The organism is uncultured Duncaniella sp. (genome assembly GCF_910578445.1).
GTDB lineage: Bacteria > Bacteroidota > Bacteroidia > Bacteroidales > Muribaculaceae > Duncaniella.
The window spans coordinates 3,919-22,463 of record NZ_CAJTQC010000001.1; the positions used below are offsets into that span (position 1 = coordinate 3,919).

The window sequence follows — 18,545 nt, forward strand, 5'->3', positions numbered from 1 at the left end:
GGGGTGAAATGAGTCGCTGTCGTACAAAATCCGTACAAAATAGTGCATAAAAACGCCTAACACTGACAGTTATCAGCATTAGGCGTTCTTGTAAGAGTTAAGTTTTATCGTTCAGTAACAGTCAATTACTATCAATATAACGCATTGATAGTCAATTAGTTACTTGCCGATGCAGAATTTTTCAAATATAGTTTTAAGAAGGTCTTCTGTGGTGATTGAGCCGGTTATGGAGGAGAGGTGGTGGATTGTTTCGCGGAGGTCTTGAGCGATGAAATCACCGGATAAATTGATATTTATGCCATCAATCACACGTATCAATGACGACTTGGCGTGGGTCAGGGCTTCGTAGTGGCGTGCATTAGTCACTATCAAATCAGCATTTTCACTTTCATCTGCCCCGGAATATTTGTAAAGCTGATTTAATAATGTTGGAATATTTTGGCCGGTAGATGCTGAGATATGGAGTAGGGGAGTCTCGGTGGAATCAATCGATTCTGCAAACTTGGCAAGTAGCGCATTTACGTTACTGAAGTCCTCATTGCTTATTTTATCGGCAGAATTGTCGTTGATATGTTTTTCATCAATCAAACCGTTGCGTGTTAATTCATTCTCAGCCAGACTTGAATTGTGTCCGTCCGTAGCCACTAATGTGTCTATTTTATTGACGGCAATAATCAGTTTCGCACCATCTGTCAGATGAGTAGAAATTGATTTTCTGAAATCAATAAACCGTTCCGGTGACATGTCGGGAGTTACAAGCCATACGACAATGCGTGCTTTGGAAATAGCAGAGAAAGACCGTTCGATTCCGAGATTCTCAACCGCATCAGTTGTTTCTCGTATTCCAGCAGTGTCAATGAACCTGTACAGCACACCGTCAATCTCCATCGTGTCCTCGATTGTGTCACGTGTAGTACCCGGAATATCGCTGACAATTGCACGATTGTCAGCGAGGAGCACATTGAGAAGAGTGGATTTTCCGGCGTTAGGTTCACCTATGATTGCAACCGGTACGCCATCTTTAAGAGCCGACCCTGTGGAAAACGATGATACGAGCGTAGATATTTTTGCAAGCAGTAGTTCCGCAAGATTCTTTAGATGCGAACGTGATGCGAATTCAACGTCTTCTTCGGAAAAATCAAGTTCGAGTTCAAGTAGCGAAGCTATTTCAACAAGCTGATCACGCAATTCGGAAATGTGTTTCGAAAAATCACCTCTCATCTGTGATGCCGCAAGCCGGTGGGCACTACGCGACGAAGCTGCTATCACATCGGCAACGGCTTCGGCCTGTGCAAGGTCCAGACGTCCGTTGGCAAACGCTCGTCGTGTGAATTCTCCGGCTTCAGCCATGCGGCATCCTTGGCGTATCAATAGATTTAATAGCTCGCGTTGAATCCATCTTGAACCGTGGACTGAGATTTCAACGACATTTTCTCCTGTGAACGAGCGTGGGGCACGGAATACTGTGGCTAAAGCCGTGTCAAGAGGTTCTTCCTGATTTTCCGGGTCGATGATATCTCCAAGATGTGCCGTATGACTTGTGGCCTCGGTTAATCTGCGGCCACGCCAGATTGTGTCTACGATATTGAAGGCGTCAGATCCGCTTACGCGGACTACGGCAATGCCTCCCACTCCGGATGGAGTGGAGATGGCGCATATAGTGTCTGAATCAAATTGCTGGTACATGCTTGCAAATTTACACAATTTTTACGATATATGGGTTAACTGATTGAAATTTAGTATGTCTAATTAATATATAATTACACTTAATTTGTACTATAACAATGATTCGTTAAAAAACGCCGAAATCATTGAAGATTAGTTTAATATATTAATATTGCAGACATAAATAAATCGCCAGTACGTTCATTATAAAATTCTTCGAATATGAACGTGTCGGTGGTTCTCAAAGGCTTCACCTCCCGGTGCAAGTCGGTGTTACGAATTTAGAAATACTCAGAAAATAGCAATTACATTTTCTGTATAATCCGCGTTTAGGATATTGTTATTTCACCATACTTTTTATTGCCAACTTGTAGCCGATACCTCTGACATTTAACAGCTCTATTCCTGTGGATTTCGACAGGTATTTGCGGAGTTTATAGATAAATCCATGGAGGCGGTTCAGATTGTTGTAGTCGTCGTTCTGCCAGATTCATTGTGTTGCCAAAATGCTCTTGCACAATTGGGAAGATTTGGTTAACTTTGACCGAGTCTTTGGAATTAGTAATTTTCCATGGAGAAAAGTCGGTATAATATTATTTTAGATTGCTGATTCTTAGATGTTTGCAAGTGTAATAAATTGAAAATTAAATGTTTGACATCATAATTTCAATTTTTTGATATCTACTAAAATAAATATCTGAAAATGAGAATAATTAAAAAAGTAATCAAATTTATTTGCTGCATCTTTTTGATTGCTTTAGTCATCTTTTTTATAATAGGCTATTTCACCACCCGCAGTGACTTCAAAAATCCACCAGAACACTATACCTGCATTGGGCAACGGGTTTATACTGCTGTGCCTGCCATGATGGTTGACTCGACATATGATTCATTGAATCTGAGTGGACGTGGAATTAAAATTGGCGTATTAGATGCTGGATTTGGAGGATTGCGTCAGCGTTCATGGACACAAAATTTAAAAATAGCGGCTTATGCCAACTTTGTGAGTGGTGATACATTGGGATTCTTTTCTGAAAAATCTGGTAAAGAGAGTGACCACGGAGCCTATTCCTGCGCTTGTATAGGTGGTAGCCTCTCGCAAGATACCATAAAAGGACTGGCATGGAATGCAACTTACTATTTAGCAGAAATAGATGAAATGAATGCAGAGCCACGCATGGAAGAAGTCCGTATGATGGACGCAATACGTTGGCTGTTGGCTAATGAGGTGGATATCATAACATCTTCATGTGGTTACACAATTTTCGACGATTATGATGGATATTCCGTTCAGATGCTTGACGGACATTCGTCTCGCATATCCTGTTTCGTTGACAGTGTTCTTCAGACAAATCCAGATTTAATTTTCATACAGAGCATGGGAAATAAAGGAAACAAGTCATGGCGTTATGAAAATTTCCCTGCTGATGTCCGGGAAGTCATATCGGTAGGAGCGGTAGAAAAAGACGGCCTAACCCGTGCCGGATATAGTAGCATAGGCTGGGAGGGAACGGATTACATAAAGCCGGACGTATGTGCTTATGTACAACCACCTCGCAGAGGGACTTCATTTTCGGCCCCGGCCATAGCCGGGTTATGTGCAACCTTATTGGAACACAAACGGATGAGCCGAAAAGAATTAATCAACATACTGAACACATCAGGTCTCAATTATCACGCACCCAATAATGAGATCGGTTACGGTGTGCCTCAGACTTCGCGGATGTCGTTACCATTATACTAACGAGCTTAGAACTGATAGTTATTACCGGCATTCTCATAGCCGGATTATCAGTAGTCACAGACTCATAATTATCTATGACTGTTTTTGGCACAACTGATTGAGATAGCAAAATAACTGTGACAAGTCAGTTTAGTTCAAAACTTTCACGCAAAGCCTTTCACCACCGCCGAAGCAGGCATAGAAAATATAGCCCGATTATTGTCGGTGCGCATATATTCACGGCTCGAAATTAACAAGAATTTTGAAACAGCCTTTAAGATTTACGGCTATTCAGAACAAATGTACTACCTTTGTGGTTAATACTATTGTAGATGCAGATACTTTTTAATGTATTACACAGCGGTTTCTGCATAAATTCATCACTTGGTATAACCTTTTAAATTTAATGTGCATTGAGCCGTAACATTGGTAAAAAGCTACTTAAAGCATTCCTGTGGGCGCTTCTTGGTCTCGTATTGTTATTGATTGCAATACCGGTTCTGCTATATATCCCGGCCGTTCAAGATGTTGCAGTAAGGATAGCCACACAACAGGTAAGCAAGTCGACCGGGATGAAAATCGGAATAGGGAAATTACGTCTTGGATTTCCGTTGAAACTTAAAGTTGACGATGCAAGTGTCATAATGGCCAACGGAGACACAATGCTGACCTCTGCGCGTCTGGCTGTAGATGTAAAACTCATGCCTCTTTTCAAGGGCGAGATTGAAGTGAGTGGAGCAGAACTCGACAGCGCGTTCTATCAGCTTGGCAACAATGATTCCATCATGTGGCTTAGGGCAGACATCAATCATGCCGACATAAACGGAAGTGAAATCAATCTCAAAAGTGGCCACATAGATCTGTCAACTGTCGATATTGACGGTGTAAGGGTCAGATTGCGTATGCTTAACGATTCGACTACGACACCTGTCGACACGACACAGGCTACTCCATGGGCTGTAAACGCAGAACGAATCACTGTCTCCAATCTCGCCTACGAGATGTCGATGGTGTCGATTATAGATAGTCTTGGCTGTCTGGTTGACCGAATGGAACTTCGCAACGGCCAATTCGACATGGCTACAAAACGGATTTATGGCAGAAGTCTACAGGTTGACAGTGTAACGGCCGCCTACATCTATCCGCTACTTGACAATGGGGCTTCAACTGCTACAGACACCGATAGTGTCACTGCCACAGCCGATACTGATTTATGGACAATTACAGCCGATTCGCTTCGGCTGACAGCCCGCAAGGGGCTTTATGCTCAAAAAGGCGTCAGCCCGACCAAGGGCTTTGATCCGTCTTATATCGAAGTCAGTGACGTAAACATAGAAGTCGATTCATTTTTCAACAAGGGGACAGCGATACGTGTGCCCCTGAAAAATCTATCGGCAAATGAACGCTGCGGACTGATGCTTCATGCCGACGGCCTTTTTGAAATGGACAGTAAAAAAATGTCTGCCCGTGATTTCTCAATCGAAACCTTGAAATCATCACTCCTTGTCAACGCCGAAATGGGGCTTGGCAATCTCATTGAAGATCCCTCACTGCCATTAGGATTGAAAGCATCAGGCCGGATTGAACCTGACGAAATCGCTATGGCTTTTCCCGATATGAGAACCATGCTCAAGCCTCTTACTCCGATTTCACTTTCGGCAGATATTGAAGGGACACCGGCATTACTCAATGTCTACACTATTGATTTACGCATGCCGACTCTGGCCCATGTCTCACTTGAAGGAGAGATCAGCAATCCTTTTGCCCCTGATAAAATTGGCGGACAGCTCAACATTGAAGGAAATATGTCGACTATTACAGACAAACAATTTGCATTCCTTCCGATTAAGACTGTTCCGGCTCTTTCTATCAACGGGTCTATCGACTATTATCCTCAGAAAGTGTCAGGTGATGTTGTCTTGAAAACAGGAGGCGGTAATTTGGCAGGTGCAGGCCGATGGGTAGGAAAGGCCGAATCATACAATGCAACTCTTGCTCTTCATGATTTTCCTGTTGATGCTTTTGTCCCTGAATACGGTGTCGGCAGAGTCACTGCGACTCTCACCGTTGACGGCAAAGGATACAACCCGATGAACAAATCAACCTATATTGATGCAGACGTAAAAGTAGGAAGCATTGTCTACAATAAGGCTACATATAGCAATATCGCCCTTAATACCACTCTCCATGACGGAAATGCTTCAGGATTACTCGAAAGCTCAAATCATGATGCCGATGCTTCGGCTCGCTTTGATGCGCAAATTGATGGCGATACTGTTCGGTGGGATCTTGATGCTGATATACGCAATGTCAACCTTCAGGCTCTTGGCCTTTCCACGACACTAAACCGCGGTACTCTTGACTTGACAACCTCGGGCCAATATAATGTCGCAGAATCCTCGATTGATGCCACAGCGGATGTCTCAAATCTCACATGGAATCTTCCGGAGATCGACATAATCTCGCCACATCCTATCAATCTGTCGCTTGTTTCTTCTGACTCAATTCTTAACGGTGGGCTCGTCAACGGAGACCTGAATCTTAAGCTAAGTTCCAATAATTCGCTTTTCAGTTTCATGGATGGTCTGACAGCCGGGATGAAAGAGGTGACGGCTCAGATGGATAGTATGCGTGTCGATGTTGACAGACTTCATCAGTCCTTCCCGCGTTTTGATATGATTTTAAACATGGGCAAGAACAATGTGGCAGCCAGATATCTGAGTGAATCTTCAAAAATAGAGTTTAATAGATTCACAGCCGGACTGCACAATGATTCGCTTTTATGGATCAACATGCTTGCCGACGGATTTATGACCGGAACTACGCGTCTGGATACCATTTCGTTCAATGCCATCCAGCATGGGTCTTATCTTGTTTATAAAGCCGACATCAATAACCGCCCGGGGACATTTGATGATTTCGCACATGTCGTGCTCAATGGTTTTGTCGGTTCAAATCGCTTTTCAGCTTATTTCAAACAGCAAAATATTAAAGGAGAGAATGGGTTCAATATCGGCCTGACAGCGATGCTTGTCGACAGTGTCGTTACAGTAAAACTCGTCCCCACAAAGCCGACAATCGCCTACAAACCTTGGACAATAAACAAGGATAATTTCATAAGTTATAATCTTGCGGCACGCCATATGGATGCGTCGCTCTCTCTGCATGGCGAGAAAAGCTTTATCAAGATTTTTACCGATCATCCTGTGACGACCGATTCACTTGCCCACACGACAGACGGTCATCCGGTCTACGATGATTTGATTGTACAGATTTCTCAGGTAGAGCTTCAGGATTGGCTCTCGATTAATCCCTTTGCCCCTCCGATTAAGGGCGATCTGAATGCAGATATGCGCATACACTATGAAGATGGCATTCTGACTGGCAAGGGTGATGTTAGCCTTCTTGATTTGTTCTACGGTCGTGATAAGGTCGGGGATTTCGATCTTACGGTAGATGTTGCAAATAGTCCTGGAGGAAAACTGATGGCTGACATGAGCCTGATGGTTGATTCAGTCAAGACAATAACCGCACATGGTGTGCTCAACGACACTACTGCCGAGAATCCGTTCATGCTCGATTTCCGAATGATTAAATTCCCACTGAGGATAGCAAATCCGTTTATCCCCGAGGGAATGGCAAATCTGTCGGGAATGCTTAACGGAGAGATGGAAATCACCGGCACAATGTCACATCCAGTGTTTAACGGATTTATAGATTTTGACACAACTGCGGTAAAGGTCAAAATGCTTGGTACGGAGTTTGCTTTTTCAGAAGAGAAAATCCCTGTTGACAGCGGAATAGTCTCGTTTAACGATTTTGCTATCAAAGGCTGCAACGACAATCCTCTCTATCTGAATGGCACAATCAATGCACGTAATCTGGCTAATCCCGCGCTTGACCTCTCGATAAAAGCAAAGAATATTGAAGTTGTCAACAGTTCGCGGGCAAGAGGCGGAGCGGACATATATGGCAAAGCCTTCCTTGATGTCAATGCAAAAGCCAAGGGTGATATGACCCGTATGAATATTGATGCGGATTTAAGCGTCCTTGCCGGAACGAATGTCACATATGTATTGTCGGAGGCCTCACAGGCACTATCATCACAGTCGGCTGAAGATATGGTCCATTTTGTACAGTTCAACGACACGACCTCTGTATCAAAGGCTGATTCTATAGCCAACGCACCTATGGCCATCAATCTTGACGCCCGTCTTTTGATTGAAGAAGGATCGGTAATAAACGTTGACCTTTCAGCCAACGGCAGCAACAAAGTGCAGGTACAGCCATCTGGCAACGTTGTCTTCACTATGTCAGAACTCAATGGCGATCGTATGACTGGTCGTATAAACATCAATAATGGTTTTGTTCGTTATACACCTCCTTTTATGAGCGAGAAAAATTTTGCATTCCGCGAAGGGTCATACATCTCTTTCAATGGTGACATGATGAATCCGATACTCAATATTCAGGCCGTAGATGTGATAAAAGCGAATGTGACTCAGGACGGACAGGATTCACGATTGGTTAATTTCAATGTCAAACTGTCGGTCACCAATACGCTTGACAATATGAATGTCGCATTTGACCTCTCGACTGACGACGACATAACCGTCCAGAATGAACTTGTATCTATGTCCGCCGAACAGAGAGCCAATCAGGCAATGAACCTGTTGCTCTACAATGTCTATTCTGGAGCGGGGACAAAGGGAAATGCAAATCTATCGGGAAATCAGTTGTATTCATTCCTGACATCGCAACTCAACTCATGGGCGGCAAACAATATCCGCGGCGTGGACCTTTCGTTTGGCATAGATCAGTATGATAAGACGTATGGCGGTTCTACATCGACCACTACGTCATATAGCTACCGCGTAAGCAAGACATTCTTTAATGACCGTTTCAAAATTGTTGTCGGAGGAAATTATTCAACCGATGCGGATGCCGACGAGAATTTCTCGCAGAATCTGATCAATGACATCTCGTTTGAATATATGCTCAATAAGTCAGGATCGATGTATATAAAGATATTCCGTCATACAGGCTATGAAAGTATACTTGAAGGTGAAATTACGCAGACAGGTGTCGGTTTTGTTCTTAAGCGAAAGCTTAACACATTGTGGGAGCTATTCGGTATACGTCGTGAAAATTGAACAGATATAATCCAACCAACAACTATGCTCTGAATCAATTATGAGAAAACTGATTATATATTTAGCAATAGGCTTGCTGCTTGCCGGATGTTCGACAACAAGGCGCATTGGCAAGGATGAGATTCTGTATACAGGATTGAAAGGGGTCGATGTCGTGACACCCGGAAATGAAAAATTCCCATCAGATGTAAAATCGACTCTGACGGAAGCCGTGTCCGTGAAACCGAATAATTCGCTATTGGGCTCTGCATCGGTCCGATATCCTTTCCCTCTTGGGCTTTGGGTCTACAATAACTGGCCGAATCCGCCAAAAGGCCTGAAGCATTGGATATATGAAAAACTTGCAACAACACCTGTTCTCGTTAGTGATGTGCGACCCGAAGTCAGAGTTCATATGCTCGATCAGTTGCTTGACAATAATGGCTATTTTTCAGGGACATCGACCTATGAACTCGTACAGAAACGCAACAAGAAGAAAGCTTCCATTCTATATAAGGTGGAGGCTGGCAGGCCCTATTTGCTGGATTCACTTATCCTGTTACCTGATTCTCTCCATCTCTATCATTTGATTGACTCTGTGGCCAATAGATCAAAGTACTTTAAAGTCGGTTCTCGTTATTCGACAGACTCATTGTCTGTATTGCGGGTCGAAATCGCGAATGCGGTCCGGAATCGCGGATATTATTACTTCCGTCCTGAATATATCCAATATCTTGCCGACAGCACGATTAATCCGGGAAGTATTGCGTTGAAACTTGACATTGCAGACAACACTCCTGCCATAGCTCTCGCACGTTACCGCACAGGTGAGATTACTACATATATCTATCGAAACCGTGGGGGAGGAGAGCCTGACACGATTGAGACAAAAAAAGGAACTCTTATCAGATATATGCCATCACGTTTGCGTGACGGACTGATTCCGTCATGTATCGCTTTCCGGGAGGGACGTACATTCTCGGTCCGTCAGATGAACAATACACAAAGTCGGTTGTCGCGTCTGGGCATTTTCAATGATATAAACATAACTGTTACACGCGACACGATACATCCTGCCGAAAACCTCCTTGATGTGGCCATCGAATGTACTTTCGACCGTCCACTTGAGGCGTCAATCGAAGCTAATGTATCTTCGAAATCCAACTCTTATCTTGGACCGGGTGTCTCACTTGGCCTCACAAACCGAAACCTGTTCGGTGGAGGAGAGTTGCTCAATCTCTCACTGACGGGGGCCTATGAGTGGCAGACAGGATCGGGTAAGAAAAGTTCCGTGTTCAACTCATATGAAGTGGGTTTGAATGCCTCACTTGCATTTCCACGCCTGTTAGCTCCAAAATTTATTCCTCGTACCCGCCGAGATGTCAACTGGACTCGTATCTCGCTTGGTGCAGATCTTCTCAACCGGCCACACTATTTCAAACTGAGCCAGTTTAACGCCGGTCTTGCCTATGACTGGCAGTCGTCAAAATATATCTCAAACACCTTCACTCTGTTTAAGCTCACCTACAATAAACTCCAGCATACAACCCCGGTCTTTGACTCGATAATGAATGCCAATCCGGCAATCGCCCTGAGCTTTCAGAGTCAATATATCCCCCAGATGTCATATAGTTTTGTCTTCGATAGAGCGACACGTCGCAACACATTCAATCTTCAGGTCACTCTTCAGGAAGCAGGAAATATCTTCTGGTCAATATACGAATTGTGTGGCAAGAAGGGAGAAAAATCATTATTCAAAACTCCGTTCTCGCAATTCGTCAAAGGATACGGTCAATTTGTTTACGGTAGAAGACTTTTCGGTGACCACTGGTTAGTAAACCGCATCGGAGTCGGTGCTGCCTATGCTTATGGTAATTCATCTCAGGTCCCCTACAGTGAGCAATTCTACTGCGGTGGTGCAAACTCGGTTAGAGCATTTACCGTGCGTTCAATCGGCCCGGGTTCATATCGTGCACCTGCCGATCAGGTCAACGGCTATTTCGACCAGACAGGCACATTCACCTTTATTGCAAATTCGGAATATCGTTTTCCGATACTCGGACCGCTCCACGGTGCTGTATTTCTTGATGCCGGAAATGTATGGACACTTAAAAACGAGCCTGAGCGTCCCGGTGGTCAATTGAAAGCAAACACTTTCTTTAAAGATCTTGCGCTTGGCACGGGGGTAGGGTTGCGATTTGATATTTCAATGCTCATCATTCGTGGTGATCTCGGAATCGGCATCCATGCTCCTTATGACACCGGTAAACGAGGGTACTATAACATGGAGTCATTCAAAAAATCACTTGCATTCCACCTTGCTATCGGCTATCCGTTCTAAGCTGTTTGCTGACCGAACTTTTTGTGGGTTTGAATTGTCTTAATTACATGGACAGTTCAAACCCATTTTTATGAAAAAGGCCTTAAGTTACATAATATTTTTTATAATACTGATAGTTTTGGTAGCGGCATATGCCGATAGAGTCGTAAAAGCAGATGAAGGTTATACCGCCCCGGAAATTGAGATGCTTGCAAATGATTCCGTGAATGTATCGCTTGATAAATTGAGAGGAAAATACGTCCTTGTCAATTTCTGGGATTCATCAAATGCTGTTTCAAGAATAGCAGCAGGGGAATATGACCGTTTTTTGCATGCAAACAATGGTGATTCATTCTCATTACTATCAATCAACACTGACGAAAATCCCGAGCTTTTCAAAGAGATAGTGAAGAAGGATAATCTCGATTCTTCCACACAATTCCACATTTCGGATGCGAAAGCCCGAAATCTGTCCGAGAATTACCGTCTTGATTCCGGATTTTCATCCTATCTGATTGATCCCCAAGGTAAAATTGTTGCCGTCAATCCTTCGGTTACCACTCTTGAAAAATACCTTTCACAGCATTGATGCCCCTCTAAGGTTTGCTCAAATTAATATTTCTCACTAAATTTGCATCATCATTCATCATGAAACGATTTTTGTCACTCGTCATTTTAGGTTCATTTGCCTGTGCATCTTTGTCGGCAAAAGTAGTCCGGAATTATAGTTGTACATCTGATGGTGTACTGACTTTCTCCGTCGATAGCATTGACTATCGTAAAGATTTGACACGTGTCTATGGCAAAGTGCATGGACGACCCCATACATCTCACCGCATTGATGAAGTGAAATATCTATCTGCTGGAAATGCACTGACGTCAACCGACATTGATGGAATTGACTTCCGTCGTTATTTCCAGTGGGAGGATGATGGACAGATACCTATTGAAATCGATTTCCCAGCAACGACTCCTGATGCGGGAGTGCAGTTTCTGTTCACAACTGCGCGTGGACAGTCGACCACTACCGCAAAAAAAGATAGCCACAAAATATAAATAATGAAACTCTGCATCACCGAGAAACCAAGTGTAGCCAAAGACATTGCCCAGATACTTGGCGCTGACGTGCGCCGTGACGGATATTTCGAAGGAGGGGATTATAAAGTCACCTGGACCTTCGGACATCTTTGCACCCTTAAAGAACCCGGTGATTACGAGGAGCGTTGGAAACGTTGGGCACTTGGTGTGCTTCCGATGATACCGGCGCGTTTCGGCATAAAGGTCATCCCCGACAAAGGGATTGAAAAACAGTTCCATGTCATAGAAAGTCTGATTTCAGAGGCTGATGAAGTGATTAATTGCGGTGATGCCGGTCAGGAGGGAGAACTCATTCAGCGATGGGTGATGCAGAAAGCGTCGGTCAATTGTCCGGTAAAGAGACTTTGGATTTCATCTTTGACCGACGAATCTATCCGCGAAGGCTTTGCTCGTCTTCAGCCCGAATCTGATTTCGACAATCTTTATCATGCAGGTCTGTCGCGAGCTATCGGCGACTGGATTCTTGGAATGAATGCCACTCGTCTTTATTCGCTGAAATACTCTTCGCCCGGCAACGTTTTGTCGATTGGCCGGGTTCAGACTCCGACTCTTGCACTCATAGTGCAGCGTCATTTTGAAATCGAAAATTTTAAACCTGAAGATTATTGGGAATTAAAGACTCTATATCGTGGGGCGCTGTTCAATGCGACTTCCGGCCGATTCAAATCGCCTGAAGAAGCTGAGACCACCCTTGAGGCGATAAAGGCTTATCCAATGGTCATAAAGGATGTGCAGAAAAAGAAGGGTAGGGAAGCTCCTCCCCGGCTTTTCGACCTCACATCATTGCAGGTTGAATGTAATAAAAAATGGGGCTGGACCGCAGACGAGACGTTAAGGCTCATTCAGTCGCTGTATGAAAAGAAAGTGACAACCTATCCACGCGTCGATACCACATATCTGTCCGAGGATATTTATCCTAAAATTCCGGGGATACTTCGGAACATGACTCCATATACAACATTGACATCTGCTATACTTGCCGATAAATTGCCGAAAAGCAAGAAGGTGTTTGACAATACAAAGGTGACAGACCACCATGCTATCATTCCCACCGGCCAGTCACCATCGGTGCTTGTCGGAAACGAACGGCAGTTATACCATCTTATCGCCCTGCGGTTTATTGCTGCGTTCTATCCCGACTGTAAGTTTCTGAGCACAACAGTATTGGGAGAAGTGGATAAAACTGGTTTCAAGGCAACCGGAAAAGTCATTGAAGACGCGGGTTGGCGTATTGTGTATGATAATACTCCGTCAAACGACGATACAAAAGATGACGAAAATTCCGATGACCGAATTTTACCTGATTTTACAGTAGGGGAGAGTGGCCCTCATGAACCGTCATTACAGAAACGGACGACTCAACCTCCGAAATACTATACAGAAGGTACATTATTGAGAGCGATGGAATCAGCAGGTAAGACTGTCGAGGATGAGGAACTTCGCGAGGCTATGAAAGAAAATGGCATTGGACGTCCATCGACACGAGCTGCTATTATTGAGACGCTGTTCAAACGAAAATACATTTATAGAAATCGAAAGTCAATCATGGCATCTCAAGCTGGAATTGACCTGATTTCAACCATAAACGAAGATTTACTTAAAAGTGCAAAACTCACTGGTTTATGGGAAAATAAACTTCGGCGCATCGAACGAGGCGATTATTCTGCATCTGACTTCATTCAAGAGCTTAAGACCCTGATTAATGAAATTGTAATCAATGTCCTGAGTGATAATTCAAAAGCAAAAATTATTGTTGACAATACAACCAAACGACTTGATAAAGGTGATGATGACGCAGGAGATTTAAAAAAGGAAAGTTCCGTAAAACCTCCAAAACCAAGAGCTCCACGCACAACAAAATTCGAACAGGTCGAATGTCCTGTTTGTGGAAAAGGCCACATCCTGAAAGGCAAGACTGCTTTTGGCTGTAGCCGTTTCCGGGAAGGATGCTCTTTACGCTTAAATTTCACAGATTATCCCGAGTCGCTCACACCGGCTAAACTGAAAAAAATATTGAAAAAGAAATAATACAATCTGGCGGTCGGCTAATGTCGGCCGTCAATTATATTATCGCAGGTGTCACCGTAAATCCAACGGATGATAGTTAGAGAGCACTCAAATTTTTCTTGGACAATTAATGTTGACCGAGCCACAGAATAGGGCATTCTCAGAATATCCCTCCGCGCACTATTTAACATAATCGCGATTATGGGACAACTTTGCAGATATAATTTAAATTTCTATTTGCATATGAAAAATAAAAAGCGTAATGTCCCTTATGTTTTGTCTTGGTGTTTTTCGCCGGATAAACAAAAGATGATTTCTCGTCTTGAAGAGTTTATTTCCTATAATCATTCTTTTCTTAATAAATTTCGCGGTGTTGTTTCTCCTTTGGCTCGTGCCCGTATTCTTGATGAACTTGGTCAGGCTTTTATTTTATTATCACATTTGAAATCTTGATCTATGGCATTGACTCAAATAAATAAGCTCGCAATATTGCAGTGTGTGTCTCTTGTTCAGTCCTTGCAGACTGAGCAGCTTCCTTCCGGTGTTTGGTCTGTGCTCGATGATATCCGCTCTCGTCTTGAATCCATCGCCAAAGGATCAACTCTTAAAATTACCGAACATTTCACGCTTGAGGAATTTCTCGCATCTCCTACAGCTGTTCGCCATGGTATCACGTTGTTCCCGAATGCTAAAGTTTTTCAGAATTTAACAAATCTTTGTTGCAATGTTCTTGAGCCAGCAAGAGTGGCGCTATCGTGCCCAATATATGTTTCATCGGGTTATCGTAATCAGTCGCTTAATCGTCTGGTCGGTGGTGTTCCTACTTCTCTTCATCTTGAGGGACGCGCTGCCGATGTATCTGTTGCTAATGGATTACATGACCGCCTTTTTGAGGTGTTATCTCGGTTGCCTCACACAGAACTAATTGATTATAAAACATTTATTCATGTCGCATTATGAACAAACCAGTTATCAAAAAGATTCTCGAGATTGTTGTCGCCGTGCTTTCTGCCTTTCTCGGCTGCCTTGGCGCTTCATCTATTTAGTTTTAACTTTAATACTTAAATTATGCCTAATCCTTTCGGAAAAGACGGAGGCCCGGTAAATTCCGTGCCTCGTAACACGTTTGATTTGTCTTTTCAAAACAATCTTACGTTGCCTTTCGGTGCTCTTGTCCCCTGCTTCTGTAAGGAAGTTCTCCCGGGTGACTCTTTTCGTATCGATACTACATTTGGTCTGAGGTTTATGCCTACGGCCTTCCCTTTGCAAACTCGCATACGAGCTGATGTCCATTTCTTCTATGTTCGTAACCGTAATTTATGGAAAGATTGGCCGGACTTCTATGGTAAGACTAAAAATAATCTTTCTTTCCCGCTTGTCGGCCCTGATGTCCCTGATTCATTCTTTAAGACAGGTTCTCTTGCAAATTATCTTGGTGTTCCTACTGCCCTTTATAGTGGAATTGCTTCTTATTCTCCTTTCTGGCCTAAGGCCAATGATGACTCTTATAAGTCGGAATCTGGTTATTATCGATTGTATGAAACTGCCGGATCTTGGTTCGCTTATAATTCCTTGCCTTCTCTTGGTTCTAATCTCCGTTTTGAGGAAAAGTCTATTGGTAAGCCCAATCAGGGTATTTATTCACGTTTTACAGTCTTATCCGGTTTTGAATTTACTGTAGAGCCTGACTCTAAGATCCGTGTAATGTTCCAGCTCTTTGGTAATGCTACCATTCCTGCCCCAACAGTTTTTCTAAGTAATTATCATGCGGTTGGAAATGGATTTTGGCATGAGAATTTAGGCGCTGTTCTTACACCTTCTACCCCTACCCTTACACGTGCCGGTGACGGCCTCTTTATGTGTGATTATACTGTCGAGTCTCTTGACGGTGATTCTTTTGTCGCTAATCGTTTTGCAATCTGTCCTTCGGTGTCTGCTTCTGGAGGTCCCGGAGGTGCTAATGAATCTGATGACAATTTTATTACTGTTGCCATGGCTCTTGAAGGTTCTGTTTCGCCTGTGGTCGATTATCCTGATCTTGCTAATAAACCATATGGAGAAATACTCTCGTTGTCCGCTCTGCCATTCCGTGCCTATGAGTCTATCTATAACGCTTTTTATCGAGATGAGCGAAATAATCCCTTTGTGATAGATGGAGAAAAAGAATATAATAAATATCTCCCTACTCAGGAAGGTGGATTTGACAATACTAATTATGAGATTCGTTACCGTAACTGGGAACAGGACTTTTTGACTACCGCTGTCGCATCCCCTCAACAAGGTATCGCGCCTCTTGTCGGTATTTCCGCTGCCGGTGTCATGTCTATTCAAGATCCTGACTCTGGTCAGGTCTATCAGGTTCAGGCTATCACTGCTGACGATAATGATACTATCGTCAATTATGATGTTACAGAGACATTGCCTAAGGCTGTTACTCGTTCTCTTGTCAATTATGCATCGTCCGGTATTTCGATTAATGATTTCCGCAATGTCAATGCTTTTCAACGTTGGCTTGAGACTAATATCCGTCGTGGTTATAAGTACCGTGATCAGATCAAGTCTCATTATGATGTTGACGTTTCTTTTCAGGAACTTGACATGCCTGAATTTAAAGGCGGTGTTTCATGTGATGTCACTCCCAATACAGTCTCTCAGACTGCTCCCACTGATGAGCCTCTCGGTAGCTATGCCGGTCAGCTTTACGGTTCTGGATCTTCTAAAAATTCTGTTGACTGCTATTGTGATGAACATGGCTTTATCATTGGTATTCTTTCGGTCGTTCCTGTCCCTAATTACTCTCAGCTTTTACCAAAACATTTCCTTAAGACTACTGACTCCCTCGATTACTATTCTCCCGAATTCGGCCATATAGGATTGCAGGCCATTTCTAATTCTGAAGTTTCTCCGTTGCATGTCACTGCAGCTGATAAGGATGGTGTCTTTGGCTATCAGCGTGCTTGGTATGACTATTTGCAGTCTGTCGATGAAGTTCATGGCCAATTCCGTACCACCCTCCGTGATTTCGTTATGAACCGTGTCTGGGACAATCTTCCAGTTCTCGGCCCTTCGTTCACTGTCATTGATCCTGTTCAGCTTAATGATGTCTTTACAGTCCGTGAGATTGACGGAGAGCCTATCCAACCTATTCTCGGACAGCTTTACTTTGATGTTAAGGCTAAACGTCCTATTCCTCGCTATGGTGTTCCACGTCTTGAATAATATATTATGATTAAAAACATTCGCAGATCTAAAAAATCCCGTGTCGCTCATATCGTCGATGACGGTTTTGAAAAAGTAGTTCCCGGTCTTTCTGTCTCTCCATCCCAGATGGCTCGTATGGCTGAAAAAGGTATCCCTATCACAGCTCAGATGTCTGATGCTTTCGTCGATGGTGTTTCCAATCCTCCTTTCGATATTCCTATCGAGGATCGTCGCGGTATTGATGTCAATGCCGTTTGGAATGCTCAGAAAGATGCACGTAAACGTATAATCGCAGCTCATAAGGCTGATAAACAGGCTTACGATTCATGAGTTTCTTTAAATCTCTTGCAAAAGGTATCGGTGGCGTTCTTAGTAGCGCTGCCGGTGCTATTCCTGTTGTCGGTCAATATGCCTCTAAAGCTGTTGATGGTCTTGTCGGTTCTTTCACTTCTGCCTCTGATGCTCGTTCTTCCCTCCGTGCCCAGAACGAATTATTACAGAAGCAGCAGCAGTTTGCTCATGATGAAGCTGCTTTGAACCGTCAGTTTCAAGTAGACATGTTCAATAAGACCAATCAGTATAATTCTCCCACTGCTCAGGTTGATCGTCTTGTTTCTGCCGGTCTTAATCCTCAGTTGGCTTACGGCGGATCTATGTCTGAGGCTTCTTCCCCTGCCGGTTCTCAGGCTTCTTCGCCCGGTGCTCCTTCTGTCGATGGTCTTTCGGATCTATCTTTGCGAGCTGCTGAAATCGCTCGTATCAATGCTGAAACTTCTTTGATTAAATCTCAGACCAAGAAGTCTGATGCTGATACTGAAGGTCAGTTGACATTTAATAAATATCAGGAACAGTTGTTGACTGGTCAGATCGAGACAAACAGTATGACTATTAAGCTTGGTAATTCGACTCTGTCTCTTAATGAGGCTGAAAAGAAAAAACTTTATACTGAGGTTAAGAATCTTGAAAAAACTTTTGATATTCTGCAAGTCCAGATTGATGAGATTAAAGCTCGTACGTCTAATTTGAATGCTGATACTTATTCTAAGCGAGTTCATACATTTTTAGATGGTCAGTTGGCTAAAGCTCAGCTTTCTGAGATGGCGTCTCGTACTTCTTTGAATTATACTCAGTGTAAAACTCTTGTTCAGGATATCTTAATACGTTCTCGTCTTGCTGATTCTCAGATATCTTTGAATGATTCCCAGATTTCTGTTAATGATAATACTGCTACTGGTATTTCTCTCCAAAATGGTAGAATTGAGCTTGATTTGGAGATTGATAAAGGTGGTACTACTAATCCGTCTTTTCGTGCTTATGAACGACGTATGCAAGCTGCAGGCCTTGTCGGTAAGGAGTGTTACACATTTTTGCAACAGTTTCTTGAACTTTTTTAGGTTAT

13 protein-coding genes are annotated in these 18,545 nt (G+C 43.3%); 12 read left to right on the plus strand and 1 reads right to left on the minus strand.

The genetic code is table 11. The features are described 5' to 3' along the window. Positions 1–159: 159 nt before the first annotated feature. Positions 160–1,686: a tRNA uridine-5-carboxymethylaminomethyl(34) synthesis GTPase MnmE gene (mnmE, locus tag QZ311_RS00035; RefSeq protein ID WP_297062558.1), complete on the minus strand. Its 1,527-nt coding sequence runs from the start codon at positions 1,684–1,686 to the stop codon at positions 160–162. 682 nt (positions 1,687–2,368) lie between these two features. Here mnmE and QZ311_RS00040 point away from each other — a divergent pair. The 12 genes from QZ311_RS00040 (at position 2,369) to QZ311_RS00090 (ending at position 18,540) form a co-directional block, all read left to right on the plus strand. Further along, positions 2,369–3,409: a S8 family serine peptidase gene (locus tag QZ311_RS00040; RefSeq protein ID WP_297062559.1), complete on the plus strand. Its 1,041-nt coding sequence runs from the start codon at positions 2,369–2,371 to the stop codon at positions 3,407–3,409. A gap of 392 nt (positions 3,410–3,801) precedes the next feature. Beyond that, positions 3,802–8,541, plus strand: a complete 4,740-nt coding sequence (locus QZ311_RS00045) for a translocation/assembly module TamB domain-containing protein (RefSeq protein ID WP_297062561.1) — start codon at positions 3,802–3,804, stop codon at positions 8,539–8,541. A 40-nt stretch (positions 8,542–8,581) separates the two neighbouring features. After that, positions 8,582–10,861 (plus strand): BamA/TamA family outer membrane protein, encoded by a 2,280-nt coding sequence (locus tag QZ311_RS00050; RefSeq protein WP_297062563.1) that lies wholly within the window; start codon positions 8,582–8,584, stop codon positions 10,859–10,861. A gap of 70 nt (positions 10,862–10,931) precedes the next feature. Continuing rightward, the gene (locus QZ311_RS00055) at positions 10,932–11,429 is read left to right on the plus strand and encodes a TlpA disulfide reductase family protein (RefSeq protein WP_297062565.1); all 498 of its coding nucleotides are present in this window, start codon (positions 10,932–10,934) and stop codon (positions 11,427–11,429) included. 59 nt (positions 11,430–11,488) lie between these two features. Beyond that, positions 11,489–11,896, plus strand: a complete 408-nt coding sequence (locus tag QZ311_RS00060; protein ID WP_297062567.1) for a hypothetical protein — start codon at positions 11,489–11,491, stop codon at positions 11,894–11,896. A 3-nt stretch (positions 11,897–11,899) separates the two neighbouring features. Continuing rightward, the gene (locus tag QZ311_RS00065; RefSeq protein WP_297062569.1) at positions 11,900–13,966 is read left to right on the plus strand and encodes a DNA topoisomerase 3; all 2,067 of its coding nucleotides are present in this window, start codon (positions 11,900–11,902) and stop codon (positions 13,964–13,966) included. Between the two features lie 222 nt (positions 13,967–14,188). Next, positions 14,189–14,398, plus strand: coding sequence for a hypothetical protein (locus QZ311_RS00070; protein WP_297062572.1), 210 nt, complete (start codon positions 14,189–14,191; stop codon positions 14,396–14,398). 3 nt (positions 14,399–14,401) lie between these two features. Then, positions 14,402–14,905 (plus strand): D-Ala-D-Ala carboxypeptidase family metallohydrolase, encoded by a 504-nt coding sequence (locus QZ311_RS00075; RefSeq protein WP_297062574.1) that lies wholly within the window; start codon positions 14,402–14,404, stop codon positions 14,903–14,905. Then, on the plus strand, positions 14,902–14,991 hold the full coding sequence (locus QZ311_RS12430) for a smalltalk protein (RefSeq protein ID WP_363323583.1): 90 nt from the start codon (positions 14,902–14,904) through the stop codon (positions 14,989–14,991). The genes QZ311_RS00075 and QZ311_RS12430 overlap by 4 nt, the downstream gene beginning before the upstream one ends. Positions 14,992–15,013: 22 nt before the next feature. Beyond that, positions 15,014–17,164, plus strand: coding sequence for a major capsid protein (locus QZ311_RS00080; protein ID WP_297062576.1), 2,151 nt, complete (start codon positions 15,014–15,016; stop codon positions 17,162–17,164). Between the two features lie 6 nt (positions 17,165–17,170). Further along, on the plus strand, positions 17,171–17,476 hold the full coding sequence (locus tag QZ311_RS00085) for a hypothetical protein (protein ID WP_289751983.1): 306 nt from the start codon (positions 17,171–17,173) through the stop codon (positions 17,474–17,476). Next, entirely contained in the window at positions 17,473–18,540 is a 1,068-nt protein-coding gene (locus tag QZ311_RS00090; protein WP_297062580.1) for a hypothetical protein, read from the plus strand. Before QZ311_RS00085 ends, QZ311_RS00090 begins: the two co-directional genes overlap by 4 nt. The last annotated feature ends 5 nt before the right edge of the window (positions 18,541–18,545 follow it).